Genomic DNA, 26,873 nt, shown 5'->3' on the forward strand with positions numbered 1-26,873 from the left:
CTCGGTTGCTACCGTACGCGTCGGCCGCACCGGCGGGAAGGCTGTCCACAGGGCGCGATCCGGCGCCGGCGGACCGCAGCGCCGCGGGCGCCCGCGGCCGGGTGCCTCCCTATCACCTCCCCTCGATGCCCGGCGTGCTCTCGCGCAGCACCACGTGGCCGGTCATCCGCACCAGGCGCGGCTGGGCGTCGGTGGGCCGCAGCGCCAGGTCGAGCGCGGCGCGCCCGGCCTCCGGCCACGGCAGGCGGACGGTCGTCAGCGCCGGGGTGACATCGCGCAGCACCGCCACGTCGTCGATCCCGGCCACCGCCATGTCCCCGGGCAGCGACATCCCCGCCTCGCGGAACCGCGCGAGCGCCCCGACGGCGACCGTGTCGCTGATCGCCAGGACCAGCTCGGCGGGCACCCGCCGGCGCAGGCACTCGCCGGCCGCGGAGTATCCGCCGTCGCGGTCGAATCCGCAGTGGATGACGCCGGACGGCGGCACCTCGACGCCGCGCTCCGCCAGGCCCGCGGTGAAGCCCTGCACGCGGTCGTGGGCGGTGCGCGCATCGGCCGGGCCGGCCAGAATCGTCACCCTGCGGTATCCCAGGTCGGCCAGCGTGGCGGCGAGGTCGCGGGCCGCACTCACGTTGTCCAGGGAGACGGTGTCGAAGGGCATGCCCTCCTCGCTGATGGCCACGACCCGGCCGCCCTCGTCCTGGAACGCGGCCAGCTCCTCGACCAGCCGCTCCTCCCAGAAGGTGCTGGCCACCGACCGGCCGCCGGCCAGGACGATCGCGCGGGGGCGCTGGCTGCGCAACGTGGACACGACCCGGGCCGCCTGCTGCGCGCTGTTGCGGCTGGAGATCATGGTGACCATCCGGTCCGCGGCCTCGGCCGCCTTGAGCACGCCCGCGGCGACGGGGGAGAAGTAGTCGTCGTTGATGCCGTTGACCACCAGGGCCAGGTGGTCGCCGCGGCCGCGGGCCACCGCCTGGGCCGCGGTGTTGGCGATGTAGCCCAGTTCGACGGCGGCGGCGTGCACCCGCGCCTGGTACTCGTCGCGGACCTTGCGGGCGCTGCCGTTGAGTGCGCGGGAGGCGGTGGCGGGCGAGACGCCGGCGCGCCGGGCGACGTCCTCCAGCGTGACCGGCGCGGAACCGCTCGGCGTGTCCACAGACCTCCCCTTCCTCCGCCGCTCGGGCCCGGAGCCTCCCGACCCGAGCGGGCGCCCGCTGCGCGCCGGCGGCTCAGCCGACGTCGAAGCCCTGCTCCTCGCCGTAGGAGCGGAGCTGCTCGCCCCACTCCTCGGCGCCGGCCTGGATCGATCCGCCCTCGCTGATCCGGGCGCCGACGCTGTCCGCGAAGACCGAGTTGGCATAGACCTGGTACGGCAGGTACTGCCAGCCCCGGGCCACCTGGCCGGAGGCTTCGGCGAGCACCTTGTTGGCCTGCTGTCCGCCGAAGTAGTCGAACTCCTTGGACAGCCACTCGGGGTCCTCCAGCGGCGCCGACTGCGCGGGGAAGGAGCCGGCGTCGAGCTGCTCCTGCACCGAGGCCTCGTTGAGGGAGAACCACTTCAAGAAGCCCATGGCCAGGGCGGTGTCGTCGCTGCCCTCGATCACGGAGAAGCCCGAGCCGCCGTTCTCGGCGTTCTGCGGGTCGCCGGCATCCCAGACCGGTGCCGGTGCGACGCGGAAGTCCCCGGCGTTGTCGGTAAGCGTGCTGGAGATGTTGCCCAGCGCCCAGGCGCCGGTGGTCCAGGTGGCCAGCGAGCCGTCGCCGAGGCTGCGCCACCATTCGTCGGTCCAGCCGGGTTCGGCCGCGACCAGGTCCCGGGCGAGGAGGTCGCTCCAGTAGTCGTTGACCTTCGCGGTGTCCTCGCCGGTGAAGTCGACGGTGACGCTCTCGCCCTCGTGCTGGAACGGGCGGCCGCCGCCCTGCCAGATGAGGCTGTCGAGGCCGCCGGCGTCGCCGGGGTCGATGGAGGCGATGCGGGAGTCGGGCAGCTCCTCCCTGATCTTCTCCGCTGCCTGGGCGTACTCCTCCCAGGTGGCGGGGGGCTCCTCGATCCCGGCCCGCTCGAATACGTCCCGGTTGTAGATCATGATCAGCGGCCCGGTGTTGTTGGGCAGCCCGTAGGTGGTGCCGCCGTAGGTCATCTGGCGCCAGGAGGACCGGGTGAACCGGTCCTCCAGGCCGCCCAGCCCCCATTCCTCGACGCTCACGAGCTGTTCGGACAGGGCCAGCTGCGGCAGCGCGAAGTACTCGACCATGGCGACGTCCGGGATGTTCTCGCCGGAGCTGATGGCGTTCTGCAGGGCGGTGTACTGGTCGGCCGACTGGCCCGCGTTGACGATCTCCACGTCGACGGCGGGATGCGCCTTTTCGAAGGCGGCCACCGCGCCTTCGAACTTGGTGCTCCACGTCCACACGGTCAGTTCGCCGCCCTCGTCGAGCGCGGCCTCGATCTCGGCGGAGCGGTCGGCGGCGGATCCGGCGCCGCCGTCCGTGCCGCCGGACCCGCAGCCGGTGGCGAGCAGGGCGAGGCAGATGCCGGGGGCCGCGGACAGCAGCAGGGTTCGGGACAGGCGCATGGGGATCCCTTCCAAGGACGGGGGTGGTTACTGCTTGACGCTCCCCGCGGCCAGGCCGGACTGCCAGTACCGCTGCAGGAACAGGAACGAGGCGATCAGCGGCACGATCGCCAGCAGAGACCCGGTGAGCACCACGTTGTAGACGGGCTGGAGGTTCGCCCCCGTCGTGACCTGGCTGTTGAGCTGGTTCAGGCCCACCGTGAGGGGATACAGGGAGGGGTCGTTGAGCATGATCAGCGGCAGGAAGTAGTTGTTCCAGGTGTGGACGAGGTTGAACAGCAGCACCGTGGCGAACCCGGGGGCCATCAGCCGGAAGGACACCCGCCAGAAGGTGGTCCAGGCGTTCGCGCCGTCGATCTTGGCGGCGTCCAGCAGCGAGTCGGGGACGGAGTCCGCCGCGAAGACGGTCATCAGGTAGAGGCCGAATGGGCTGACCAGGGCCGGGATGATGATCGCCAGGCGGGTGTTGGTGATGCCCAGCTCGGCGAAGAGCAGGAACGTCGGCACCGCGAGGGCGGTCGCGGGGATCGTGATCGCGCCGAAGACGATCGCCCGGACCAGGCGCTTGGTCGGGAACTCGAACTTGGCCAGGGCGTATCCGCCCCAGGCGCAGATGACGGTGGCGCCGACGGCGCCCGCCACGGAGTACAGGGCGGTGTTGAACAGCCAGGTCAGGTAGATGCCGTCCTGGTAGGTCACGGTGGCGACGATGTTGTCCCACAGGGAGATCTCCGAGCCCAGCCACAGCCCGTTGGAGCGGAACAGCTCTCCGTTGGACTTGGTGGCGTTGACCGTGAGCCAGTAGAGCGGCAGCAGGGTGTAGACCACCATGAGCACCATGAGCGCCTGCAGCACGAGGTTGGTGCGCGGTCTGCGGGGACTGCGCGCTTCGGCGCGCCGCCGGGGCGCGGGGGCGCCGGGCGCGGTCGCCGCCGCCCTGCCGGCGGGCGCGGAGGACGTCGCAGCGGTGTCGGTCATCGGGACTCCTGGCGCGCGGTCATCCGCTGGGCCGCGTAGGCGACGACGATCGTGATCAGCCCGAGCACCACGGCGACCGCCGCGGAGTAGGTGACCTGGTTGGCGTTGAACGCGAGCTGGTAGGCGTACATGTTCGGCGTGAAGTGCGTGCTGATGGAGCCCGGTGCCAGCGTCTTCAGCACGTTGGGCTCGTTGAACAGCTGGAAGCTGCCGATGATCGAGAACAGCGTCGCCACCCACAGGGCCGGGCGCAGCGCCGGCAGCTTGACACTGAGCGCCTTGCGGATCTCGCCCGCGCCGTCGATCGCAGCGGCTTCGTAGAGCTCTTCGGGGATCGCGCGCAGCGCGGCGTAGAGGATCAGCATGTTGTAGCCGACGAACTCCCAGGTGACGACGTTGCCGATGGCGGGGAGCACCCAGGTCTGCGACAGCGGGCTCGGCAGCGCGAGCCCGGTGGCGGCGTTGATCTGGCCCACGAGCCCGAACCGGTCGCCGTAGATGAACCCCCACATCAGCGCCGCCACGACGGAGGGCACGGCATAGGGCATGAAGATGCCGAGCCGCATGAACCGCATGCCGCGGACCCGCCCGGAGTCGAGCACGAGCGCGACCAGCAGTGCGAGCCCGATCATGATCGGTACCTGCACGACCAGGAACAGCGCGACCCGGCCGACGCCGTCGAGGAACTGGGGGTCGGTGGCGACGTCGGCGTAGTTCTCCAGGCCGACGAAGGAGCGGCCGCCGATCAGCTGGTCCCGGTAGAGGCTGAGGCCGGCCGCATAGGCCAGCGGCGCCACCACGCCGCATCCGAAGACGAGCAGGAACGGGGCCACGAACACCAGCCCGGTCCAGTTCCGGGCCGGCCGCCTCGGTGCTGCGGCGGTCGTGGAGACCGCGCCCATCGCGCCTCCTCGTGCCTGTCGGGCCGGAGGGCGGCCCTCGCGGCGATGGTGTAACTTCCATCACGGAATGCGCTTTCCACCGTAGATATGAGTTATGACACGGTCAAGGGCAGGTAAAGACCGTACCGGTCGGACGGCCGGCCACCCGGTACGAGCAAGGGGGCGGCGATGAGCCGCGGAACGGGGACCGCGGGCCGGAGCAGGGGGCACCCGGGCGGTGCCCCGGACAAGCGGAAAGCGCGTTCCGGACCCTGCCCGCCACCGCCGCACCGCCCGGCCCTACCCCGCCTCCTGCTCTGGGCCCCGGCCCTGCACGATCCGCCGCCCCCGATACCCGCGAGGTGACCGCTTGACCGCCACCCCTTTGCGGCTCCCGCCCGAGGACCGCGATCTCTCCCCCTACACCGGCTGGACCCGCGATCACTGGGTCGCACTGGCCGAGCACCTGCTGCTTAGCGTGCGCCCGTACGCCTCTCCCGGCCGCGCCCGGATCGACCTTCCCGGGCCCTCCAGTTCGAGCGGCGCGGCCAGCGACGGCCTGGAAGGGTTCGCGCGCACCTTCCTGCTGGCGGGTTTCCTCGTCGCCGGAAACAGCGGTGCCGACCCGCACAGGTTCCTCGACTGGTACCGCGCCGGTCTCGCCGCCGGCACCGATCCTTCGGGCGAGGAGCGCTGGCCCCGGCCCGACCGGCTCGACCAGGCCAAGGTCGAGGCCGCGTCGATCGCCCTGGTGCTCCTGCTGACCCGGCCCTGGCTGTGGGACCGGATGTCCCCCGCCGAGCGCGACCGGGTCCTCGACTGGATGTCGGCGGTCGTGGGCCGGTCGTATCCGCCGATCAACTGGGTGTGGTTCCAGGTCATCGCCGAGGAGTTCCTCCGGCAGGCCGGCGGGCCGTGGAGCCGCGCGGACATCGACAGCGGCCTGGCCGTGCACGCCGGCCTGGCCCGCGCCGGCGGCTGGTACTCCGACGGACCCGAGCGCTCCTACGACTACTACTGCGGCTGGGCGCTGCACTTCTACCCGCTGGTGTGGTCCTCGCTCGCGGCCGAGCCGCCCGGCACCGGCACGGTCGAGCGCTGGCGCGCGGACCTGTCGCGGTTCCTGGAGGACCACATCCGGCTTATCGGGGCCGACGGCGGACCCGTGCTCCAGGGCCGCAGCCTGATCTACCGGATGGCCGCGGCCGCCCCGCTGTGGGTCGGCGCCTGGAGCGGCGCCACCGCGCTCGCGCCCGGCCGGATCCGGCGCGCCGCCTCGGGGATCCTGCGCCACTTCCACGACCGCGGCGCCCCCGACCGCGACGGACTGCTGCCGCTGGGTTGGCACCACTCCTGGCCGGCGATGAGGCAGACCTATTCCGGTGGCGGCTCGCCCTACTGGGCCTCGAAAGGGTTCTTCGGCCTCGTCCTGCCGCCGGAGCACCCCGTGTGGACCTCCCGGGAGGAGCCCCTGCCCGTCGAGGAGGGCGACGACCAGCGCGTCGTGCGGGCGCCGGGGTGGATCCTCAGCGCCACCGCCCGCGACGGACTGGTGCGTGTGGTCAACCACGGCACCGACCACGCCGAGGAGGGAGACCTGCGCACCGACTCCCCGCTGTACGCGCGGCTGGGCTACTCCTCGGCCACGGTGCCGCCGCTGATCGGGGACACGCTCGACTCGCCTCTGGACAACAGCGTCGCCGTCCTCGACGAGGGCGGAGCCGCCACGCACCGCACCGGCTTCACGTCCCTGGGGGTGGTCCACGACGGGGCGGTGCCGGTGGGCGGCTCCCGCTGGCGCGCCCACTGGGTGGCCGCCGACCCCGGTCCCGGCCGCGACCACGGCTCCGGCAGGCGCGGCGAGGTTCGGCTCGGGCCGACGCTGGAGGTGTGGTCGCTCGTGCGCGGCCCGGACGAGGTGCGGGTGGTGCGTGTGGGCGGCGAGCCGGTCGGCGGCGGGTGCGACCGGTGGCGGCTGCGGGTCGGCGGCTGGCCCGTCGCCGGCGGGGGCGGCCCGGAATCCGTGGTCGAAGCGCTGACCGGCCCGCACGCCGGACAGGAGTCGGGGACAGCGGACCTGGGCGAGGCGGGGCCGCTGGCCGGTGCGACGACCGTGCCGTGGGTGTGCGCCGACGCCGCACCCGGCGAGGTGCTGGCGTTCCTGGTGCGCCTGGGCGCCGATGCGGCGGCCGCGCCGCGGCCGCGGGTCCGCATCGAGGCGTCTGCCGCGGTCGTCACCTGGCCCGACGGCACCGGCGCGCGGGTCGCCCTGCACGGCTGAGGACGGGAGTGGGCACGCCGGCGTACCGGCATGTCGGCGTACCGGCATGTCGGCATGTCCGCGTGTCGGCATACCGCGAACCCGCGCCGCGGGCAGCCCTCCGGGAGGGCGTGCCGGTCGGGCGGGCGGGTCAGGCCGGTCGGCCGAAAAAATCCGCGTCCGGTTTCCGGGCGCGGTGTCGATCCGGGGGCATGCTGTTCGTGTAGGGGGTGAGAGGCCGGCACCGATGCCGGCCGCGAACCCGAGGAGGAGCACCATGGCCCACTACCTGCTCAGCATCTACCAGCCCGACGGCCCCGCCCCGGAGCCCGAGGTCCTCGACCCGATCATGCGCGACGTCGAGGCGGTCAACGAGGAGATGCGCGACTCCGGCGCCTGGGTGTTCGCCGCCGGCCTGCACGCGCCGTCCACCGCCACAGTGGTGCGGGCGCGGGGCGATGAGGCGGACATGACCGACGGCCCCTACATCGAGGGCAAGGAGCACATCGGCGGATTCACCGTCGTCGAGGCCGCCGACCTGGACGCCGCGCTGGAGTGGGGGCGCAAGCTCTCCCGGGCGACCACCCTGCCCATCGAGGTCCGGCCCATGGAGGGTGGAAGCTGCGGGTGAGCAGCAGCGGAACCGCGGTGCCCGCAGCGGAGGTCGAACGCGTCTTCCGCGCGGAGCACGCCCGCGCCGTCGCCGTCCTGGTCCGCCGCTTCGGCGACATCGATCTCGCCGAGGAGGCGGTCCAGGAGGCGTTCGCCGCCGCGCTGCGGCGCTGGCCCGAGCAGGGCCTGCCGCCGCGGCCGGCCGGCTGGATCATCACCGCCGCCCGCAACCGCGCCGTCGACCGGCTGCGCCGCGATGCGCTGCGCGCCGAGCGCCACAAGCAGGCAGCCCTGCTGCACGACCCCGACGGCCCGGCCGAGGAGGGTCCCGTGCACGACGACCGGCTGCGCCTGGTCTTCACCTGCTGCCACCCGGCGCTCTCGCCGAACGCGCGCGTCGCGCTCGCGCTGCGCCTGCTCGGCGGCCTGACCACCGGCGAGATCGCCCGCGCGTTCCTGGTGCCCGAGGCCACGATGGCCCAGCGGCTGGTCCGGGCCAAGAACAAGATCCGGGACGCGCGCATCCCCTACCGGGTGCCCGGGGACGCCGATCTGCCCGACCGGCTGCGCCACGTGCTGGCCGTCGTCTACCTGGTCTTCAACGAGGGCTACACGGCGACCTCTGGAGAGGACCTGGTCCGCGGCGACCTGTGCGCCGAGGCCGTTCGGCTGGGCCGACTGCTGGCCGAGCTGATGCCCGACGAGCCCGAGGTCCGGGGCCTGCTCGCCCTGATGCTGCTCACGGAGTCGCGCCGCTCGGCCCGCGCGGCCGCCGACGGTGCGCTCGTTCCGCTGGCCGAGCAGGACCGCGGCCTGTGGGACCGCGCCCTCATCGCCGAGGGGCAGGAACTCGTCCGCCGCTGCCTGCGCCGCAACAGCCCGGGGCCGTACCAGATCCAGGCGGCGATCAGTGCCGTGCACAGCGACGCCGCCACCGCGGCCGACACCGACTGGGACCAGGTGGTCCGGCTGTACGACCAGCTCTACGCCCTCACGCCGACACCGGTCGTGGCCCTGCACCGCGCCGTCGCGGTCGCCGAGACCCGGGGGCCCGCCGCCGCGCTCGCCATCGTGGACGGCCTGGACCTCGGCACCCACCACATCTTCCACGCGATCCGCGCCGACCTCCTCCGCCGTCTCGGCCGCCCCGCGGAAGCCGCCGCGGCCTACGCCGAAGCGCGCTCCCGGACGGCCAACGCCGCCGAGCAGGCGTTCCTCCAGCGCAGGAGCGACGAGCTGGCCGGCGGCTGACGGCCGCGCGGGAGCCCCGGTGCCGACAGGTCGCCGTATCGACTCGGCGACAAGGCGGCAAGGCGGCACTGTCACCGCCGGCGGCCCGCCCTTTGCGCCCCATTGCTGGACGCCATCCCTCCCGGCCTTCCTCGTGCGGCCTCCCCGCCCCGGGGAATCGGCACCGTGTCCACACGTCGACGAACCGGCCGGCGCGGTGCTCCCAGGCCATACCGCCACCGGCTCCCCGCACCGATGACCTGCACTCCTGGCGCAGGCGCCGATTGCGCATACCCTGTGGCCATGACGAGCTGGGGAAGGCGACGCATGCGGCAGAAGACGGCGATCACGGCCGTTGCGGCACTGGCGATGGGCGCGGCCCTGGCCGGCTGCACTCCCGAGCAGCGCGAGGCGCTCTTCGGCGAGGTCGCGGCCGAAGGGCTGCGTATCGCCGCGGAGGACGCGTTCGCGTCCGCGGGCTTCCCCATCGAGGGACAGCTCGACTGCCAGGTCGAGGAGACCGAGGCCGGCCGCGTCGCGGCGGACTGCAGCGGAACGACGCAGCAGGGCGCCGACGTGGCCTTCGACGGCTCCTTCGACGCCGGCGACACCGACTTCACAAACGGGGTCCAGGGCGAGTTCACCGGAAAGGTCGAGGGACAGACGGTGTTCAGCACCGACTGCCTGGGCTGCGGCGGTGGCGGTTAACCGGGGGCAGGACCCGGGTCAGCCCTGTCGGCATGCCGGTATGCCTGCATGTCGACACTGCGGCGGCCCCGCCCCGGTCACACCGCGCCTGCCGGACCGAAGCGGCGGCGGTACGCCGACGGCGCCAGGCCGGTCCTACGACGCATGAGTGTGCGCATGTGGGCCGGGGTGCCGAGCCCGCTGCGCCGCGCTATCACATCCAGGCGCGGCTCTCCGCTCTCGATCAGCCGGCACGCGAGCATGACCCGCTCTGCGGTGAGCCAGGCCAGTGGGGTCGTGCCCAGTTGCGCCCGGAAGCGGCGGTGCAGGGTCGCCGGACTGACCGCCGCGCACGCTGCCAGGTCGGCCACGGTGATCTGCGACTCCAGCCGTTCCCGGGCCCAGTCCAGGACGGGTGCCAGGGACTCGTCGGCGGGCTGGGGGACGGGGCGTTCGATGAACTGCCGCTGTCCGCCGTCCCGATGAGCGGCGAACACCAGGCGCCGGCTCACCGCGTTGGCGACCTCGGCCCCGTGGTCGCGGCGGACGATGTACAACCCCAGATCCAGCGCCGCAGCGCTGCCCGCGGAGGTCAGGACGTCGCCGTCGTCCACGAACAGCACGTCCTCCTCCAGCCGAACCGAGGGGAAGCGGGCGCGGAAGGAGTCCGCCCACTGCCAGTGGGCGGCGGCGCGCCGGCCCTCGAGGACCCCGGCCTCGGCCAGCGTGAAGGCGCCGCTGCACAATCCGACCAGGCGCGTCCCGCGCGTGTGCGCCTCGCGCACCGCGTCGAGCACCGCCGGGCGGCGCGGCGCGGCGATATCGGGCCGGTTGGGCACGATGAGGGTGTCCGCGGAGCCGACCGCGTCCAGGTCGGCGACCCCGGTCAGAGTGAAGAATCCGTCCCGCATCGTGGTCTGCGGTTCGGCCGCGCAGAGGCGGAAGTCGTACAGCCGACGGCCGATCTCCGGCCGATCCAGCCCGAACACCTCGGTCGCGCAGCCCAGCTCGAAGGGGTTGGAGTTCTCGTCCACCAGCACGACGACGCGGTGCAGACCGCCCGAGGGGCGGTGCGAGGATACTTTCGGCATATGCGATTCCTAGCACTCCCCGCCGACGGCCACAACGGCGAGGATGCTCCCATGAGCTACGCACCCATCGCCCTGAGCACCGCGTTCGCCTCCTTCGACACGCTGTGGAGTCCGCACGTCGTCACCCGGGTCAACGACTACGACGTCCGCGTGGCCAAGGTCGAGGGAGACCACATCTGGCACGTCCACACCGACACCGATGAGTTCTTCCTGGTCTTGGACGGGGAACTGCACATCGCCTTGCGCGACGGCGCCGGCGAGCACTCCGTCCGGCTTCCCCGCGGCTCGGTGTTCACCGTCCCCCGCGGCACCGAGCACCGGCCCTCGGCCCCGTCGGGCGCGTCGATCCTGCTGTTCGAGCCCACCGGAACCTCGTCGGTCGGCGACCGCCACGGCGACGTCCCCGACCACGTCGACGCGACGACCGGGCGCGCGCTGCCGTCGGGCGCCGACCACGACGGCGCCCCGTCCACGTAGCCGCGAGAAGGAAAGCGGGAGAAGGGAGGGATGTCCGCGCGGAGGGCTCCCCGGCGCCAAGGCGCGGGAGCGAACGCCGCACAGGTTTCGGTGTGGCGCATGAATGCCGCACGAACCCACGAAGACGGCCCCTGCCGGTGCTCCGACAGGGGCCTTTACGCTGCTGAACTCCGTGGGCGTACCCGGACTTGAACCCGGGGCCTCGTCCTTATCGGTTCGATCGGGGGCAACGCCGGGGGCCTGGGCGCGGCCGGCGGCCGCGGTGCGGCCGTACGCGGAGGCGCTTTCGGCTCCGCACTACACCGGTTAAGGTCAACGAGCGTGCTTGGCGGCCAGGGGAGCCCGGACCGGATGCCGCCCCCTCACCCCCCGATAGCAAGGAGCCCGCTCATGGTCGACGACACCCCCGACGCACCCCCACCGCCCCCGGGTATCGACACCACGGTGCCCAGCGTCGCTCGGCTCTACGATTACGCGCTCGGCGGCAAGAACAACTACGCCGCCGACCGTGAAGCAGCCGAGCGCATGCTGGCCGTCCTACCCGAAGCGCACCTGATCGCCCACGCCAACCGCGCCTTCCTCGGGCGCGCCGTCGACGCCATGTGCGAAGCGGGAATCGACCAGTTCCTGGACATCGGTGCGGGGCTGCCGGCGCAGAACCCCGTCCACGAGGTCGCCCGGCGGCACCATCCCGACGCCCGCGTGGTCTACGTGGACAACGACCCGGTGGTGCGCGTGCACGCCGAGGCGCTGCTGGCCGACCGGTCCGACGTCACCGGCGTCCTCCAGGCCGACATGCGCGACCCGGAGACGGTTTTCGCCCACCCCGAGGTGACCGCCCGCCTGGACCTCTCCCGCCCCGTCGGCCTGCTGCTGGTGGCGATGCTCCACGTCCTCGACGACGCCCAGCAGCCCTTTGCCCTGATGCGGCGCTATCTCGACCACCTGCCGGCCGGCTCGCTGGTGGCCATCAGCCACGCCGAGAACGACACCCACCCCGAGCGGGCGCGGTTCCTGGAGGAGTCCTACCGGGCGACCAGTGCCTCCGGGCAGATCCGCTCCCGAGCCGAGATCGGCCGCTTCTTCGACGACATGACGCTGCTGGAGCCCGGGCTGGTCCACGTGGGCGACTGGCGCCCGCGCGCCGACGAACCGTACTACGCCCCCGAACAGGCGTGGATCCTCGGCGGCCTGGGCCGCTGGGAAGGCGGCCGCGGGGCAGGCGACGGGAGTGGCGATGCTCGCTGATGCCGCTGGGCGTCCCGAGGGAGCGCTCATCACAACACCTCTCCAACGAGGCGGTGTCGCAGACACCCTCTGAGCCCAGGGAGCGGATTCCGGCGATTTCCGCGCGGTCGATGGCCGGTCACCATGGAGAGCGACCGAGACGTGCTGTCACTGCTGCTGTCAAAGGCCCCTGCCGGTGTCCGACAGGGGCCTTTGCGCCGCTCATCTGTGTGGGCGTACCAGGACTTGAACCTGGGGCCTCATCCTTATCAGGGATGCGCTCTAACCGACTGAGCTATACGCCCGTGTTCCGGGTGGAACTCTACCGCACTCGGTGTACCTGGGCGAACCCGGTTTTGGTGCGGGGGAGAGGATCGGGCCACCCGTGCGGGTGGCCTTCCTCGTCTCCAGTCTATCGTCTCGGAGCCGGTGCTCGGGCCTGCGGGCGGGCGCCGTGCCGGTGGTTACTCCGACTCCGACAGCGTGATGTCGATACCGCCGACCAGGTCGGCGGCGATGTTGTAGAGCATGGCGCCGATGGTGGACAGCGAGGTGATCAGGATGATGTTCAGCGCGCCGATCAGACCGGTGTAGCCCAGTACGCGGCCCGGCGCGAACCACTGCTCGGGGTGGAGGTTGAGTTCATCGCCCTCGCCTCCTTCGGTCAGGGAGGCGATCAGCTCGGTGATCGCGTCGAAGACGCCCAGGGACGTGAGGATGCCGTAGAGCACCAGCACGGCGACGAACAGGATGACGAAGCACACCAGCGAGATGATGAAACTGAACCGCATCACCGACCACGGCTCCACCCGGCTCACCGACAGGTGCGCCTTGCGGGTGGATTTGCTGGCCTTGACCGCAGTCGCGGGACCGCTCGGCGCCATCATCGACACTCCCCTTTGCTCGGCCTTCGCCATGGTGGGGGACGTGCTCGCCTGACCGCCGGCCTCGCTCGATCCGCCCGGAGTGCTCGGCGTGCGCGGTGCCCCACCGGGGCTTGTACCCGATTTCCGAGCGGAACCGCTGGTCGCGGCGGTCGCCGACGTGCTCGACGTAGCCGATGCGGCTGCGGAGGAGCTCGCCGAGCCCGCGGAGCCCGCGCCGGCGGGCTTGTCGGAGGCGGACGGCTTTGTCGACTTGTCGGCCGAGGATCCGCCGGCCCCGCCGCTGCCCGCAGCGGACTTCGACGCGGTCGGCGTCGTCGAGGCGGACGCCGAGGAGGAACCCGGGGAAGCGGAGGCGCTGCTCGATGGACTTGTCGACGTGTCGCCGGACGACCCGGTCGGCGAAGAGGAGCCGGACGCGGTGCCGGCCTTGCCCGACGGCTTGGCCGACGCGTCGTCCGCGGCGCCGCCCGCCGCCTTGGCGACGGCCTTCTCGGCTATGGACGCGGCGGACGACGTGGTCGAGGACTTCGAGGGCGTCGAGGAGGCGGACGACGCCGGCTTGTCGCCGGACTTGCCGGCGGAGCCGCCTGCGGAGGTGCCGTCGCCCGTGCCCGCGGCACCGGCGGGGGAGGGCTGCGCGCTCTTCCCGCCGTCCGCCGCTGCGGCTGCGCCGTCCGATGCGCCGGTGCCGCTCGCCGCGGTGTCGGCGGAGGCGGACGGCTTTGTCGACTTGTCGGCGGAGGACGCACCGGAGGAGGTCGGCGTACCGCCGGACTTGCCGGCCTGCTTCGCCGGCGTTTCGTCCGCGGCGGCGGTCTTCGACGGGGCCGAGCCGGAGGAGGACCGCTTGGCGTCGTCGGCGCCCCCGGCCTTTCCGCCCGCGGAGTCCTGCTGCCCGGACTCGTTCTCGGGCTTCGTCCCCTGCTTCGCCTGGTCCGGCTCCGCGCTCGCGCCGCCCTTGGCCTTGTCCGACCCCTTCGGCGCGTCCGCGGACGACCGGGCGGCCTGCCCGCCGCCCTCTCGGGCTGTGGCGGCCTGATCCGTTTCTGCCGTCGTCTTTTCCGTGCTCACGGAGCCGTCCTTAGCGGACTTGTTGTGAGCAGCGGACTGCCGTTGCGTGTTGTCAGACATAGCCACGTTACCGCTGGACTTTCCTTGTGACGGTGAAACAGGGTCAAGGGGGGGATCGATCCGCGGCCGGACTCCGCACCGGCGGATGACACTGCCACGGGGGCAAACTCTATGCCCGATTCGTCGGTCGGCCGAAACAGCACGCGGAGGGCGGCCGATACCGCCCTCCGCGGTGTTCTACGGTCCTTGCGAGGAGTCTACGGGCGGTCGGCTCCACCGCGGTCTCCCCGCGGTCTCCCCGCGGTCTCGCCGCGGCACCGGCCGCGCGGACCGCCCCGCACGCGGGCGGTGCGACCGCCGGCGCCCGCGGTTCCGGCCGTCAGGACTCGCTGTCCTCCGGCGCCGCGGAACCCGCTGCGGAGTCGGCGGTTCCGGTCTCCTCCGATTCCTCGGCCCCGTCGCCGGCTCCGACCGCCTCCGGGCCCGCCTCGACCTCGTCGACCTCCTCGTCGTCGGCCTCGGCGTTGCGGGCGACGGCGACCACGTGGTTGCCCTTGGCCAGGTTCATCAGCCGCACGCCCATGGTCGTCCGGCCGGACTGCTTGATCTCCGAGCAGCGGGTGCGGATGACGCCGCCCGAGGACGTGATCGCGAAGACCTCGTCCTTCTCCGGCGAGACCATCATCGCGCCCACGAGCTTGCCGCGCGCCTCGACCACCTTGGCGGTCAGCACGCCCTTGCCCCCGCGGTTCTGCACCGGGTACTGGTCGGCCGGGGTGCGCTTGGCGTAACCGCCCTCGGTGGCCACCAGCACGTCGGAGGGCCCCTCGGACTCGCGGACGACGTCCATGCTCAGCAGGTAGTCGCCCTCCAGGAAGCGCATCCCGATGACGCCGCTGGTGGCCCGCCCCATCGGCCGCAGGGACTCGTCGGAGGCGGGGAACCGGATCGCCTGGGCGTCACTGCTGATCAGCAGCAGATCGTCGGTGGGGAACACCAGCCGCGCCGCGATCAGCTCGTCCTCGTCGCGCAGGTTGATGGCGATGATTCCGGCCGACCGCGCCGAGTCGAAGTCCTCCAGCCGCGACTTCTTCACCAGCCCCTGCCGGGTGGCCAGCACCAGATACGGCGCGTCGTCGTACCCGCGAAGCGCCATGACCTGGGCGATCTCCTCGTCGGGCTGGAACTCCATCAGGTTGGCCACGTGCTGGCCCCGGGCGTCGCGCGCCGCCTCGGGCAGCTCGTAGGCCTTGATGCGGTAGACGCGCCCCTTGTTGGTGAAGAACAGGATCCAGTTGTGGGTGGTGGTGACGAAGAAGTGCTGGACGATGTCGTCCTGCCGCAGCTGCGCTCCGCGCACGCCCTTTCCCCCGCGCTTCTGCGCGCGGTAGCCGTCGAGCCGGGTGCGCTTGGCGTAGCCGCCGCGGCTGATGGTGACGACCACGTCCTCCTCGGCGATGAAGTCCTCCGTACGCATGTCCCCCTCGAAGGGGATGATGTGCGTGCGGCGGTCGTCGCCGTACTTCTCGACGATCTCGGTCAGCTCGGAGCTGACGATGGATCGCTGCCGCTCGGGCGAGCCCAGGATGTCGTTGTAGTCGGCGATCTGGGACATCAGCTCGTCGTACTCGTCGGTGAGCTGCTGGCGCTCCAGGGCCGCGAGCTTGCGCAGCTGCATGTCGAGGATCGCCCGCGCCTGGACGTCGTCGATCTCCAGCAGCCCCATCAGCCCGGTCTTGGCCTCGTCGGCGGAGGCGCTGCCGCGGATGAGGGCGATGACCTCGTCGATGCGGTCGATGGCCCGCAGCAGCGCCCGCAGGATGTGGGCCCGCTCCTCGGCCTTGCGCAGCAGGTAGCGCGTGCGCCGGACGATGACCTCGATCTGGTGCTCGACCCAGTAGCGGATCAGCTGGTCCAGGCGCAGGGTGCGCGGCACGCCGTCGACCAGGGCGAGCATGTTCGCGCCGAAGGTCTCCTGCAGCTGGGTGTGCTTGTACAGGTTGTTCAGCACGACCTTGGCCACGGCGTCGCGTTTGAGGACGATGACCAGGCGCTGGCCGGTGCGGCCGCTGCTCTCGTCCTTGACGTCGGCGATGCCCGAGACCTTGCCGTCCTTGACCAGCTCGGCGATCTTCAGCGCGAGGTTGTCCGGGTTGACCTGGTAGGGAAGCTCGGTGACGACGAGCGTCTGCCGGCCGCGGGCGTCCTCCTCGACCTCCACCACCGCGCGCATGGTGATGGAGCCGCGCCCCGTGCGGTAGGCCTCCTCGATGCCGCGGCGGCCCACGATCAGCCCGCTGGTGGGGAAGTCCGGGCCCTTGATGCGGGCGATGAGCTGGTCGAGCAGCTCCTCGTCGGAGGTCTCCGGGTTGGCCAGGTACCACTTGACGCCGTCGGCGACCTCGCGCAGGTTGTGCGGCGGGATGTTGGTGGCCATGCCGACCGCGATGCCGGCCGAGCCGTTCACCAGCAGGTTGGGGAAGCGCGAGGGCAGGACGACGGGCTCCTGGGAGCGGCCGTCGTAGTTGGGCCGGAAGTCGACGGTCTCCTTGTCGATGTCCCGCAGCATCTCCATGGCCAGCGGCGCCAGCTTGCACTCGGTGTAGCGCATCGCCGCGGCCGGGTCGTTGCCGGCGGAGCCGAAGTTGCCGTTGCCGTCGACCAGCGGCATCCGCATGGACCACGACTGCGCGAGCCGCACCAGGGTGTCGTAGATCGCGCTGTCGCCGTGCGGGTGGTAGTTGCCCATGACGTCGCCGACGACGCGGGCGCACTTGAAGTACCCGCGGTCGGGGCGGTACCCGCCGTCGTACATCGCGTAGAGCACCCGCTGGTGCACGGGCTTGAGCCCGTCGCGGACGTCGGGCAGCGCGCGGCCGACGATGACCGACATCGCGTAGTCGAGGTAGCTGCGCTGCATCTCGACCTGGATGTCGACCGGCTCGACGCGCTGGCCGCCGCCTCCGGCTTCTGGAGCTTCCGGTGTGTTCGCATCCGTCACTGGATGTCGATCCTTTTCTGGTGAGTCGTTCGCTGCCGTCGGGATGTGCCGGCGTCAGATGTCAAGGAAGCGGACATCCCGGGCGTTGCGCTGGATGAAGGAGCGCCGGGACTCGACGTCCTCACCCATGAGCACGCTGAACATCTCGTCGGCCTGAGCAGCGTCGTCGAGGGTGACCTGCAGCAGCACGCGCCGCTCGGGGTCCATCGTGGTGTCCCACAGCTCGGTGGCGTTCATCTCGCCGAGGCCCTTGAAGCGCTGCACGAGGTCGCGGGGCCGGGGATCGCGCTTGCCGGCGGCGATGCCGGCGTTGATCAGCTCGTCGCGCTCGCGGTCGGAGAAGGCGTAGTCGGCGTCGCTGCCGCGGCTGTCCCACTTGATCTTGTAGAGCGGCGGCTGGGCCAGGTAGACGTAGCCGGCCTCGATCAGCGGCTTCATGAACCGGAACAGCAGGGTCAGCAGAAGCGTGCGGATGTGCTGGCCGTCGACGTCGGCGTCGGCCATCAGGATGATCTTGTGGTACCGCAGCTTGGCGGCGTCGAAGTCGTCGTGGATCCCGGTGCCCAGGGCGGTGATGATCGCCTGGACCTCGTTGTTCTTCAGGATCCGGTCGATGCGCGACTTCTCGACGTTGAGGATCTTGCCGCGGATGGGCAGGATCGCCTGGTAGTGGGGGTCGCGCCCGCCCTTGGCCGAGCCGCCGGCGGAGTCGCCCTCGACGATGTAGACCTCCGACTTCTCCGGCTCGGTGGACTGGCAGTCCGACAGCTTGCCGGGCAGGGAGGTGGACTCCAGGAGCGTCTTGCGCCGGGTCAGGTCGCGCGCCTGGCGCGCGGCGATGCGGGCGCGGGCCGCCTGGCTGGCCTTGGTGACGATGTCCTTGGCCTCGCCCGGGTTGCGCTCGAACCAGTCGCGCAGGTGCTCGTGGGTGACGCGCTGCACGAAGGACTTGGCCTCGGTGTTGCCCAGCTTGGTCTTGGTCTGCCCCTCGAACTGGGGGTCGGCCAGCTTGACCGAGATGATCGCGGTCAGGCCCTCGCGGATGTCGTCGCCGGTGAGGTTGTCGTCCTTCTCCCGCAGCAGCCGCTGCTCGCGCGCGTAGCGGTTGACCACCGAGGTGAGCGCGGTGCGGAACCCCTCCTCGTGCGTGCCGCCCTCGGCGGTGTTGATGGTGTTGGCGAAGGTGTGCACCGAGGAGGTGTAGGACTGGTTCCACTGCATGGCGATCTCGGCGGAGATGCCCTCGCCCTCCTCCTCGAAGGAGACGATCGTGGCGTGGGCCGGTTCCTTCGTCGTGTTGATGTGCGCGACGAAGTCGGAGATGCCGTTCTCGTAGTGGTAGGTGTGCACCAGGGGGGTGTCACCGGTGAACTCGGGCCGCTCGTCGCGGATGGTGATGGACAGCCCCTTGTTCAGGAACGCCATCTCCTGCATGCGCCGCGCGAGCGTCTCGAAGTTGTAGGTGGTGGTCTCGAAGATCGAGCCGTCGGCCCAGAAGGTGGTCTGGGTGCCGGTCTCGCTGGTGTCCTCGTCGCGGGACAGGGGGCCGGTGGGGCGCGCGGTGCGGTAGCTCTGCCGCCAGACACTGCCGTCGCGGCGGATCTCCACCTCAAGGCGGGTCGATAGCGCGTTGACGACGGTCACGCCGACCCCGTGCAGACCGCCCGAGACCGCGTAGGACTTGCCGTCGAACTTGCCGCCCGCATGCAGCGTGGTGTGGATGACCTCCACCGCGGGACGTTTCTCGACCGGGTGGGTGTCGACGGGCATGCCGCGGCCGTTGTCGGCCACACGCACACCCCCGTCGGCCTGCAGGGTCACCTCGATGGCGCTGGCGTGTCCCGCGAGCGCCTCGTCGACCGAGTTGTCCACGACCTCGTAGACCAGGTGGTGGAGACCGCGCTCACCGGTCGACCCGATGTACATGCCGGGGCGTTTGCGTACCGCCTCGAGCCCTTCAAGAATCGTGATCGCTGAAGCGTCGTAGGCCAAGTGGAAACACCCTCCTGCTGGGGACGCGTCCCGTCCGGTGCCCCCGGGGCATGGGGAGGTCCACCGGGCCGTCGCCAGGCAGGGCTGACCGACTCTGTACCGCGTACCGCCGGCACAACCCGCGCCTGGACATCGCGTACCGCCCCGTTTTCCACCGCCCTCTCCCTTGGGGCGGGCTATACCGGCGGAAGCGTCCGAAGAACTGCCTCCATGATACCGCGCGCACGGCCGGAAAGTGGCATTCGCGGCGCTGTGCCGCCCGAGAACGCACGAGCAGACCGGGACCGGACTCCCTACACGCGGGCACCCCCGCCAACAATTCCCCGCGCCGTTCAGCGCCGCGGAGCGGTACCGCCTACGCCAAGCCCGGGTCAACCCCGCGTGAGCGGCGGGTCACGGAGCGGTCAGCCGGCGCGCCAGGGGCCGGGACCGCGTCCGCGGCCGGGCGCCTGGACCTTGATGGAGTGCACCGTTCCGTGGCCCAACTCCTCGTTGAGCCGGCGCAGCAGGTCGCGCACCATCGCGCGGGCGTGGGCGGCCATCGTCGCCGAGTCGGCCGCGATGACCAGTTCGCCGCCCTCGTAGGAGACGGGGCGCAGGTGCTGGGCGTTGTAGTCGCCCACGATCTGGTCCCACCGGCCGAACACGCCGCCGACCGCGACCTGCTCCTGCCAGCCGTGCTCGGCCAGCCAGGCGCGCACGGCGTCGCCGAAGAGCTGCGGCTCGTTGCGCGAGCGCGCCGGCCTGCGGCGGACCCGCCGGGGCCGCTGCTCGGGGGACGCGCCGCGCTCGCGCGCGGCCGCCTTGGCCTGGGCCAGCGCCTGGCGCGCGAGTTCGATGCCCGTGGGCGCGGGCGGCCCGCCCGCGGGGGAGGGGCCGGGGGCGGCGCCGTCCTCACTCACGCTCGACACCTCCTTCGACGACGCGGAAGCGGGCGCCCTGCAGCTCCGGCGGGATGTCCTCGGCGACGGCGGCGCTCACGAGCACCTGTTCGGCGTGGCGGACGTGCTCGGCCAGGCGGCGCCGTCGCTCGGAGTCGAGTTCGGCGAACACGTCGTCGAGCAGCAGCACGGGGTCGTCCCCGTCAGCCCGCAGCAGCTCGAAGCCCGCCAGGCGCAGCGCCAGGGCATAGGACCACGACTCGCCCTGGCTGGCGTAGCCCTTGGCGGGCAGCTCGTCCAGGCGCAGGTGCAGGTCGTCGCGGTGCGGCCCGACGAGGCTGACGCCGCGCTGCAACTCCTGGACGCGGGACTCGGCCAGGGCGTCGCGCAGCAGCTGGGCGAGCCGGTCGCGGTCGGCCGGGACCGGCTCGTCGGGGCCGGCGGCGGAGGAGCGGTACTGCAGGACCGGAGGCCCGCCCGCGGTCGTGAGCTCGCTGTAGGCCTTGGCCACCAGCGGCTGGAGTTCGGCGACCAGCCCCAGACGCGCGGCCAGCAGCTCGGCTCCGGCCACGGCCAGGTGCTCGTTCCACACCTCCAGCGTCGACAGGTCGGGCTCGCCGCGCTTGAAGAACTGGGCCGATGCCGACTTCAACAGGGCGTTGCGCTGCTTGAGCACCCGCTCGTAGTCGGAGCGCACGCCGGCCAGTCGGGGGGTACGCGCGACCAGCAGCTCGTCGAGGAAGCGGCGCCGCTCGCCGGGGTCGCCCTTGACGAGTGCGAGGTCCTCGGGTGCGAACAGCACGGTACGCAGCACCCCCAGCACCTCGCGCGGGCGCGTGGCCGGCGCCCGGTTCAGCCGCGCGCGGTTGGCCTTGCCGGGGTTGATCTCCAGTTCGACGACGGCCTGCCGGTCGTCCTTGACGATGGCGGCGCGCACGATCGCGCGCTCGGCGCCCTTGCGCACCAGTGGCGAGTCGGTGGCCACGCGGTGGCTGCTCAAGGAGGCGACGTAGCCGATCGCCTCGACGAGGTTGGTCTTGCCTTGGCCGTTGGGGCCGACGAAGGTGCTGATCCCGGGGCCGAGTTCCAGGTGGACCGACTCATACGAGCGGTAGTCGGCCAACTGCAGGTGCGAAACGTACATCGACCTCTCCTGCCTGATGCCCGGGGACCGCGGCGACCGGCGGCGGGCCACCCACCCGGTTTCACGTGAAACCCGCGGTGCCCGGGCGGCCGCCGCGGCGCTCCGTCAGCACCGGCTGCCGTGCTCCAGTCAACCGCGCCCCGGCGACAGTTGCCGGGGCGCCCGCTCGAACCGGGGCGCCGATCGGCGGGAGCCGTTCAGCTCTCGGGATCCCGCTCGGGATCGTCGCCGGAACTGGTGACCTCATGACCGCCGAACTGGTGGCGCAGGGCGGCGACCACCTTCATCGCCGGACTGTCCTCCTGGCGCGAGGCGAACCGCGCGAACAGCGCTGCGGAGATCACCGGGGCGGGCACCGCGTGGTCGACGGCGGCCTGCACCGTCCAGCGGCCTTCGCCGGAGTCCTGGGCGTAGCCGCGGATGGCCTCCAGTTCGGGATCCTCCCGCAGGGCGCGCACCAGCAGGTCGAGCAGCCAGGAGCGCACCACGGTGCCCTCGCGCCAGCTGTCGAAGGTGCCGGGGACGTCGTCGACGATGTCGGAGGCGGCCATCAGCTCGTAGCCCTCGGCGAAGGCCTGCATCATGCCGTACTCGATGCCGTTGTGCACCATCTTGACGAAGTGGCCGGCCCCCACTCCGCCCGCGTGCACGTAGCCGCCGTTCTCGGGGGTCAGTGCGGTGAAAACGGGCTCGGCGCGGGCGACGTTCTCGGGGTCGCCGCCCACCATGATCCCGTAGCCCTCCTGCCGGCCCCAGACGCCGCCGCTGACGCCGGCGTCGAGGTAGCCGATGCCGCGTTCGCTCAGCTCGTCGGCGCGCCGACGGTCGTCGATGTAGTGGGAGTTGCCGCCCTCGATGAGGAGGTCGCCGGACTCCAGGACCTCGGCGAGCTGCTCGATGGTCTGGCGGGTCGGGTCTCCGGCGGGCACCATCAGCCAGATCGTGCGCGGGGCGGCCAGCCGCTGGGCGAGCTCGGCGAGGCTCTCCACGTCGCGCAGCTCGGGGTTGAAGTCGAAGCCCACGACCTCGTGGCCCTTGTCCCGCAGGCGGGCGGCCATGTTGCCGCCCATCTTGCCCAGACCGACCATCCCTAGTTGCATGCTCGTCTTTCCCCCAATACGACCGTGACGGTGTGTGCGCTCCGGTGCGGCCGCGGCGTCAACCCGAGAGCCGGACCGGCATGATCAGGTATCGGTAGTCGGCGGAGGCCTCCTCGTCGGCGGGCTTGCCGGTGATGATGGCCGGCTTCGTGGAGGTCGTGAACTGCAGCCGGGCGACGTCGGAGTCGATCGCCGAGAGGCCGTCGAGCAGGAACGCGGAGTTGAAGGCGATCTGGACCTCGTCGCCGTCGAGGGAGGCGTCCAGCGCCTCGACCGCCTGGGCCTCGTCGCCGGTGCCGGCTTCGAGGACGACCTGGCCCTCGCTGAAGGCGAGCCGCAGCGGCGTGTTCCGCTCGGCCACCAGCGAGACGCGCTTCACGGCCTCGATGAACTCCCCGCGCTGGACCTCGGCCACGGAGTTGAACGAATCGGGCAGCAGCGCGCGGTACTTGGGGAACTCGCCGTCGAGCAGGCGGGTGGTGGTGCGGCGGCCGCCGCCTTCGAAGCCGATCATGCCCTCGCCGCTGTCGGCGTCGGACAGGGCGATGGAGACCTCGGCGCCGCCGGTCAGCGACTTGGCGGTGTCTGCGAGCGTCTTGGCCGGGACCAGTGCGACGGCCGAAACGTCGGGGTTCTCGGGCTTCCAGGCGAGCTCGCGCACCGCGAGGCGGTAGCGGTCGGTGGAGGCCAGCGTGAGAGTGTCGCCCTCGATCTCGACCCGCACACCTGTGAGCATCGGCAGCGTGTCGTCGCGGCCTGCGGCGACGGCGACCTGGCCCACGGCCGCCGCGAACGCGTCGCTGCCGATCGAGCCGGTCGCCGCGGGCATCGCCGGAAGCGAGGGGTAGTCCTCCACAGGCAGCGTCAGGAGTGTGAACTTCGCGCTGCCGCAGGAGACCACGACCTTGGCACCGTCGGTGCTGATCTCCACAGTCTGGGGAGGAAGGTTCTTGGTGATCTCGGCGAGCAGGCGGCCCGAGACCAGGGTGGTGCCCGCCTCTTCGACGTCGATGTCCACCGATACCTGAGCGGAGACCTCGTAGTCGAAGCTGGAGAGCTTCAGCCGGCCGCCCTCGTCCGCGGTGGCGTCGAGCAGCATGCCGGCCAGCACCGGCACCGACGGCCGGACCGGCAGGCTGCGGGCGGTCCAGGCGACGGCGTCGGCCAGTACGTCGCGTTCGACCCGGAACTTCACTATCCGACTCACTTTCCTCGAAACCAGGTGGCCCCTGTGAGTGCTGGGGGCGGTGGCGCGGCGGTGGCACCGGACGCGTCATGGGGACGGGTTCACACGGTACCCGGATTCGCTGCCGTCCGCTGCCCGCACACCCCGATCCCCAACCGCCTCGGCGCCTGCCCCGGGTCCGAGCCGTACGGGAGGCGCGAAAGTGACACCAGACCGGCCGGGCGTCCACAGATCGGGGGCGCAGCTGATTTACCAAGGCACGAGAGAGGTAAATGGGGCGTCGTAGTAGTAGGGGCTGTGGAAAGTGTGGATAACCACTGTCCGTGCAGGTCATCCCCGCGATTTTTATCCACCGGTCCTGTGGGTGGAGCCTGGGGAGAACTCGGCGCGCTGTGGATGCCCGACGGCTCTGCACAGACACTCCCCAAGTTGTCCACGGCCGTTCCACAGGTTTTCCACGGGTTGCCCACAGGGACCGGGGGACCGCGGCCGATCCGCGCCATCGGCGGCACACAGGGCGTCCCCAAACCGTCCCCAGGTTGTCCACTGGAATGGGCGGGTTATCCGCAGGGTTATCCACGGGTTTTCCACAGACAATCCAGGCATCTTGGGGATAACTGCGGAGAGACCGCCGCGAAATCCACCGAAGAAAAATCTGCGGGATCCCGCATGACCGCATCCGGCCCGCGCGGCCGCGTGCTCAGCCGTTGCGCGACTGCTGCTTGATCCGGTTGGTCAATTCGGTGACCTGGTTGTAGATGGAGCGGCGCTCGGCCATGAGCGAGCGGATCTTGCGGTCGGCGTGCATCACGGTCGTGTGGTCGCGGCCGAACTGCTGGCCGATCTTTGGCAGCGACAGGTCGGTGAGCTCGCGGCAGAGGTACATCGCGATCTGGCGGGCGGTGACCAGCACCCGCGAACGCGATGTTCCGCACAGGTCCTCGGTACTCAGGCCGAAGTACGAGGCGGTCTGGGCCATGATGGCCGACGCGGTGATCTCGGGTCCCTCGTCGTCGGGGATCAGGTCCTTGAGGACGATCCCGGTCAGGTGCAGGTCGACCGACTGCCGGTTGAGGCTGGCGAAGGCGGTGACGCGGATGAGCGCCCCCTCCAGCTCGCGGATGTTGGTGGAGATCTTGCTGGCGATGAACTCCAGCACCTCCGGGGGCGCCGCGAGACCCTCCTGGGCGGCCTTCTTGCGCAGGATCGCGATGCGGGTCTCCAGCTCGGGCGGCTGGACGTCGGTGATCAGGCCCCACTCGAACCTGTTGCGCAGCCGGTCCTCCAGTGTCACCAGCTGCTTGGGCGGGCGGTCGCTGGAGATCACGATCTGCTTGTTGGAGTTGTGCAGGGTGTTGAAGGTGTGGAAGAACTCCTCCTGCGTCTGCTCCTTGTTCTCCAGGAACTGGATGTCGTCGACGAGGAGCACGTCGATGTCGCGGTAGCGCCTGCGGAAGCCGTCGGCCTTGCCGTCGCGGATGGAGTTGATGAACTCGTTGGTGAACTCCTCGGAGCTGACGTAGCGCACCCGCGCGCCGTCGTAGAGCCGCTGTGAGTAGTGGCCGATGGCGTGCAGCAGGTGGGTCTTGCCCAGCCCCGACCCGCCGTAGATGAACAGCGGGTTGTAGGCCTTGGCCGGCGCTTCGGCCACCGCGACCGCCGCGGCGTGGGCGAATCTGTTGCTGGAGCCGATGACGAAGGTGTCGAAGGTGTACTTCGGGTTCAGCCGTGCGGGTTCGGCCGAGGTGTGCGGCTGGTTGCCGCCGGAGGTGTCGGGCGCGGCGGGCGCGGGCGGCGGGGGAGCGGTCCCCTGTAGCGCCTCGGCCTCAGGCTCGGGTTGCCGGGCGTCGGCGGGTGCGCCGGAGTGCGCCTCGTCGCCGCGGCCGGACGCGCCGCCGCCCCGGTCCCACTGACCGGAGGCGTCCTCGGGCGGGCGCGACGGCTGCTGCCAGTGCGCTGCGGCCTCCCAGGAAGGGGTCTCCCAGCGGTTGGGGGCGTCCCACTCGGGGGTCTGGGGCTGGGGGCGGTGAGCGGAAGGCCCGGGCTGCTGGGGTTCGGGCGCGGGAGGAGCCGGCCGGTACTCCGCGGCGCCGGGTTCCCGGCGCGGTGCGAGCAGGTCGTCGCCGGCCTGCTGGGCGGGGCCGGGGGAGTCGGGGCGCGTGGGCTCGGCCGCGGGGTAGGCCTGCGACGGCCGCCCCTGCTCATGCCGGCCCTGCGGGCCGCCGTGGTTGCCGTGCTGGGGGTGGTGGCCGGGCGCTTCGTGGGAGTGCTGGCCGGGCTGCCCGAACTGGCCGTCGGGTACGGCCTCGGTGGCCGCCGCGGATCCCGGCAGATCCTCGGGCACGATGGCGGGCTGCTGCCACGGCGCCGCTCCCGGCGCCGGCGCGGGCGGCCCGGAAGCGGGGTCGGCGCCCGGCGGGCCGTAGCCGGGTGCGGGAGGCGCCGCGGGCGGCGCCGGCTGCACCGCGGTGGGGTCGACGGTGACCGCCACCCGGATCTCGCGGCCCAGCTCCCTGGAGAGGGCCTGGCTGATGGCCGGGCGCAGGCGGGTCTCCAGCACCTCCTTGGCGAACTCGTTGGGGGCGGCCAGCAGCGCGGTGTCCTCGATGAGCCCGAGCGGCCGCGTCTGCGGCAGCCACGCGCGCTGCTGCGGGGGGAGAGTGCTGTTGTCGAGGCTGTTCAGCACGCTCGACCACACCATTGCGAGGTTGACCTGTGCCTCAGACACGGTGACCTGCCATGGTTCGTCCCCTTCTCACTGGTCTCCTCGAAAGCGCATCGGGCCGTATGCGGCGGTCGCCGGCCGGTGCCGGCACCGGAGTCCGGCGTTCCATTGTCCCGGTTGTGTGGACGGGTGCGGGACCGGGCCGCGCCGCCGGGCGCGAAGGCGGCGTGCTGTGGGTAACCTGCGGTGGTTCTGTGGATCTGTTGTGTACGGGGGAACGCTGTGCGGCGGGGTCGGGATCGTGCCCTGTGCGGTGGCTTTCCACAGCTTCGGGGCACGATCCACATGTTGTACACGTCGTTGTACACAGCCTGGCAGATGCGTTCCGCGGATGGAGAGTTATCCACAAACCGCAGCTCACATGGGTTGCGTCACGTGCACATCGGCTGTGGACGCCGCTCCGGCGAGGGGCGCCGGCGGCACCGGCCGCGGCTCGCGCGTTTTCCACAGCTTAGGGGCGGCTCCCCAGGTTGCACAGCCTGTGGAGGACGTTTCGAGCCGGTTGTCCACAGGTTCGGGAAAAGCTCGCGCTGCGGCGTCTCGGCAGGCGCGGGGAGGGAGCCGGTAAGGCCGGCGGAGGCGAAAGGGCGAGTGGATGCCGAAGCGCCGCCGTCGGGCACGGTCTGCGGCCGCCGACACGGCTCCGGGGCGCGACCTGCGATTTGACCGGTGCTGAGGCGGCCCGTATCTTCGATATGCTTAGGTCGCCATCGGTCTGCGTTTGCGGCACCGCCCCGGCGTATCCGTCCGGCGGCCTGCGGCGCCGTCGGCGCGCCCTCCCTGAGGGCCCGTGCGGACCTTCGCATTCGCCCTGCGGCGCCGGAGAGCGCAGACTTGAGTGCCCCGCTGCCGTGGGGCAGCCGT

The 26,873-nt window shown here is 71.7% G+C and carries 21 protein-coding genes and 1 tRNA gene; 8 read left to right on the forward strand and 14 right to left on the reverse strand.

Annotation, left to right across the window (positions count from 1 at the left end; genetic code table 11):
- Nucleotides 1-112 precede the first annotated feature (112 nt).
- The 4 genes from FZ103_RS08405 to FZ103_RS08420 form a co-directional block, all read right to left on the reverse strand.
- Nucleotides 113-1,159, reverse strand: a complete 1,047-nt coding sequence (locus FZ103_RS08405) for a LacI family DNA-binding transcriptional regulator (RefSeq protein ID WP_186356021.1) — start codon at nt 1,157-1,159, stop codon at nt 113-115.
- Between the two features lie 73 nt (nt 1,160-1,232).
- Complete coding sequence (locus FZ103_RS08410; protein ID WP_156000134.1) at nt 1,233-2,579, reverse strand: ABC transporter substrate-binding protein; 1,347 nt, start codon at nt 2,577-2,579, stop codon at nt 1,233-1,235.
- 27 nt (nt 2,580-2,606) lie between these two features.
- Nucleotides 2,607-3,557 (reverse strand): carbohydrate ABC transporter permease, encoded by a 951-nt coding sequence (locus tag FZ103_RS08415; RefSeq protein ID WP_156000135.1) that lies wholly within the window; start codon nt 3,555-3,557, stop codon nt 2,607-2,609.
- Nucleotides 3,554-4,459 (reverse strand): carbohydrate ABC transporter permease, encoded by a 906-nt coding sequence (locus tag FZ103_RS08420; protein WP_156000136.1) that lies wholly within the window; start codon nt 4,457-4,459, stop codon nt 3,554-3,556. The genes FZ103_RS08415 and FZ103_RS08420 overlap by 4 nt, the downstream gene beginning before the upstream one ends.
- A gap of 349 nt (nt 4,460-4,808) precedes the next feature.
- Between FZ103_RS08420 and FZ103_RS08425 the strand changes: the two genes are divergently transcribed.
- The 4 genes from FZ103_RS08425 (at nt 4,809) to FZ103_RS08440 (ending at nt 9,248) form a co-directional block, all read left to right on the forward strand.
- The gene (locus FZ103_RS08425; protein ID WP_156000137.1) at nt 4,809-6,719 is read left to right on the forward strand and encodes a DUF2264 domain-containing protein; all 1,911 of its coding nucleotides are present in this window, start codon (nt 4,809-4,811) and stop codon (nt 6,717-6,719) included.
- A 256-nt stretch (nt 6,720-6,975) separates the two neighbouring features.
- Complete coding sequence (locus tag FZ103_RS08430; protein ID WP_156000138.1) at nt 6,976-7,329, forward strand: YciI family protein; 354 nt, start codon at nt 6,976-6,978, stop codon at nt 7,327-7,329.
- Entirely contained in the window at nt 7,326-8,561 is a 1,236-nt protein-coding gene (locus FZ103_RS08435) for an RNA polymerase sigma factor (RefSeq protein ID WP_186356022.1), read from the forward strand. The genes FZ103_RS08430 and FZ103_RS08435 overlap by 4 nt, the downstream gene beginning before the upstream one ends.
- A 306-nt stretch (nt 8,562-8,867) precedes the next feature.
- A complete protein-coding gene (locus tag FZ103_RS08440; protein ID WP_156000139.1) occupies nt 8,868-9,248 on the forward strand; it encodes a hypothetical protein in 381 nt (126 codons plus the stop codon).
- Between the two features lie 77 nt (nt 9,249-9,325).
- Here FZ103_RS08440 and FZ103_RS08445 read toward each other — a convergent pair whose 3' ends face one another.
- Nucleotides 9,326-10,318: a GlxA family transcriptional regulator gene (locus FZ103_RS08445; RefSeq protein WP_156000140.1), complete on the reverse strand. Its 993-nt coding sequence runs from the start codon at nt 10,316-10,318 to the stop codon at nt 9,326-9,328.
- A gap of 51 nt (nt 10,319-10,369) precedes the next feature.
- On the opposite strand from FZ103_RS08445, the gene FZ103_RS08450 reads away from it, so the two are divergent.
- Complete coding sequence (locus tag FZ103_RS08450; RefSeq protein WP_156000141.1) at nt 10,370-10,795, forward strand: cupin domain-containing protein; 426 nt, start codon at nt 10,370-10,372, stop codon at nt 10,793-10,795.
- A 390-nt stretch (nt 10,796-11,185) separates the two neighbouring features.
- Nucleotides 11,186-12,043: an SAM-dependent methyltransferase gene (locus tag FZ103_RS08455; RefSeq protein ID WP_156000142.1), complete on the forward strand. Its 858-nt coding sequence runs from the start codon at nt 11,186-11,188 to the stop codon at nt 12,041-12,043.
- 210 nt (nt 12,044-12,253) lie between these two features.
- Here FZ103_RS08455 and FZ103_RS08460 read toward each other — a convergent pair.
- A tRNA-Ile gene (locus tag FZ103_RS08460) sits at nt 12,254-12,327 on the reverse strand.
- Between the two features lie 159 nt (nt 12,328-12,486).
- Complete coding sequence (locus tag FZ103_RS26170; protein ID WP_394350089.1) at nt 12,487-12,813, reverse strand: DUF3566 domain-containing protein; 327 nt, start codon at nt 12,811-12,813, stop codon at nt 12,487-12,489.
- Here FZ103_RS26170 and FZ103_RS26175 point away from each other — a divergent pair.
- Both FZ103_RS26175 and FZ103_RS26180 read left to right on the forward strand, forming a co-directional pair.
- Nucleotides 12,773-12,961 (forward strand): hypothetical protein, encoded by a 189-nt coding sequence (locus tag FZ103_RS26175; RefSeq protein ID WP_394350101.1) that lies wholly within the window; start codon nt 12,773-12,775, stop codon nt 12,959-12,961. The two genes, FZ103_RS26170 and FZ103_RS26175, sit on opposite strands and share 41 nt — an antisense overlap.
- Before the next feature lie 27 nt (nt 12,962-12,988).
- Nucleotides 12,989-13,948, forward strand: a complete 960-nt coding sequence (locus tag FZ103_RS26180; protein ID WP_255429859.1) for a hypothetical protein — start codon at nt 12,989-12,991, stop codon at nt 13,946-13,948.
- A gap of 411 nt (nt 13,949-14,359) precedes the next feature.
- Here FZ103_RS26180 and gyrA read toward each other — a convergent pair whose 3' ends face one another.
- The 7 genes from gyrA to dnaA all read right to left on the reverse strand — a co-directional run bounded on the left by gyrA (nt 14,360) and on the right by dnaA (nt 26,012).
- Nucleotides 14,360-16,981 carry a DNA gyrase subunit A gene (gene gyrA, locus FZ103_RS08470; protein ID WP_186356023.1) on the reverse strand — a complete coding sequence of 874 codons (2,622 nt, stop codon included), beginning with the start codon at nt 16,979-16,981 and terminating at the stop codon, nt 14,360-14,362.
- A gap of 54 nt (nt 16,982-17,035) precedes the next feature.
- Nucleotides 17,036-18,973 carry a DNA topoisomerase (ATP-hydrolyzing) subunit B gene (gene gyrB / locus FZ103_RS08475; protein WP_156000144.1) on the reverse strand — a complete coding sequence of 646 codons (1,938 nt, stop codon included), beginning with the start codon at nt 18,971-18,973 and terminating at the stop codon, nt 17,036-17,038.
- Between the two features lie 404 nt (nt 18,974-19,377).
- On the reverse strand, nt 19,378-19,875 hold the full coding sequence (locus FZ103_RS08480; RefSeq protein ID WP_186356024.1) for a DUF721 domain-containing protein: 498 nt from the start codon (nt 19,873-19,875) through the stop codon (nt 19,378-19,380).
- Nucleotides 19,868-20,998, reverse strand: coding sequence for a DNA replication/repair protein RecF (gene recF / locus FZ103_RS08485; protein WP_156000145.1), 1,131 nt, complete (start codon nt 20,996-20,998; stop codon nt 19,868-19,870). Before recF ends, FZ103_RS08480 begins: the two co-directional genes overlap by 8 nt.
- A gap of 197 nt (nt 20,999-21,195) precedes the next feature.
- Nucleotides 21,196-22,098, reverse strand: coding sequence for a phosphogluconate dehydrogenase (NAD(+)-dependent, decarboxylating) (gene gnd / locus FZ103_RS08490; RefSeq protein WP_156000146.1), 903 nt, complete (start codon nt 22,096-22,098; stop codon nt 21,196-21,198).
- A 58-nt stretch (nt 22,099-22,156) separates the two neighbouring features.
- A complete protein-coding gene (gene dnaN / locus FZ103_RS08495; protein ID WP_186356025.1) occupies nt 22,157-23,293 on the reverse strand; it encodes a DNA polymerase III subunit beta in 1,137 nt (378 codons plus the stop codon).
- A 691-nt stretch (nt 23,294-23,984) separates the two neighbouring features.
- Nucleotides 23,985-26,012: a chromosomal replication initiator protein DnaA gene (gene dnaA / locus FZ103_RS08500; RefSeq protein ID WP_186356026.1), complete on the reverse strand. Its 2,028-nt coding sequence runs from the start codon at nt 26,010-26,012 to the stop codon at nt 23,985-23,987.
- Nucleotides 26,013-26,873: the final 861 nt, after the last annotated feature.

Source organism: Streptomonospora sp. PA3 (assembly GCF_009728995.1).
In the GTDB taxonomy this organism is placed as follows: Bacteria; Actinomycetota; Actinomycetes; order Streptosporangiales; family Streptosporangiaceae; genus Streptomonospora.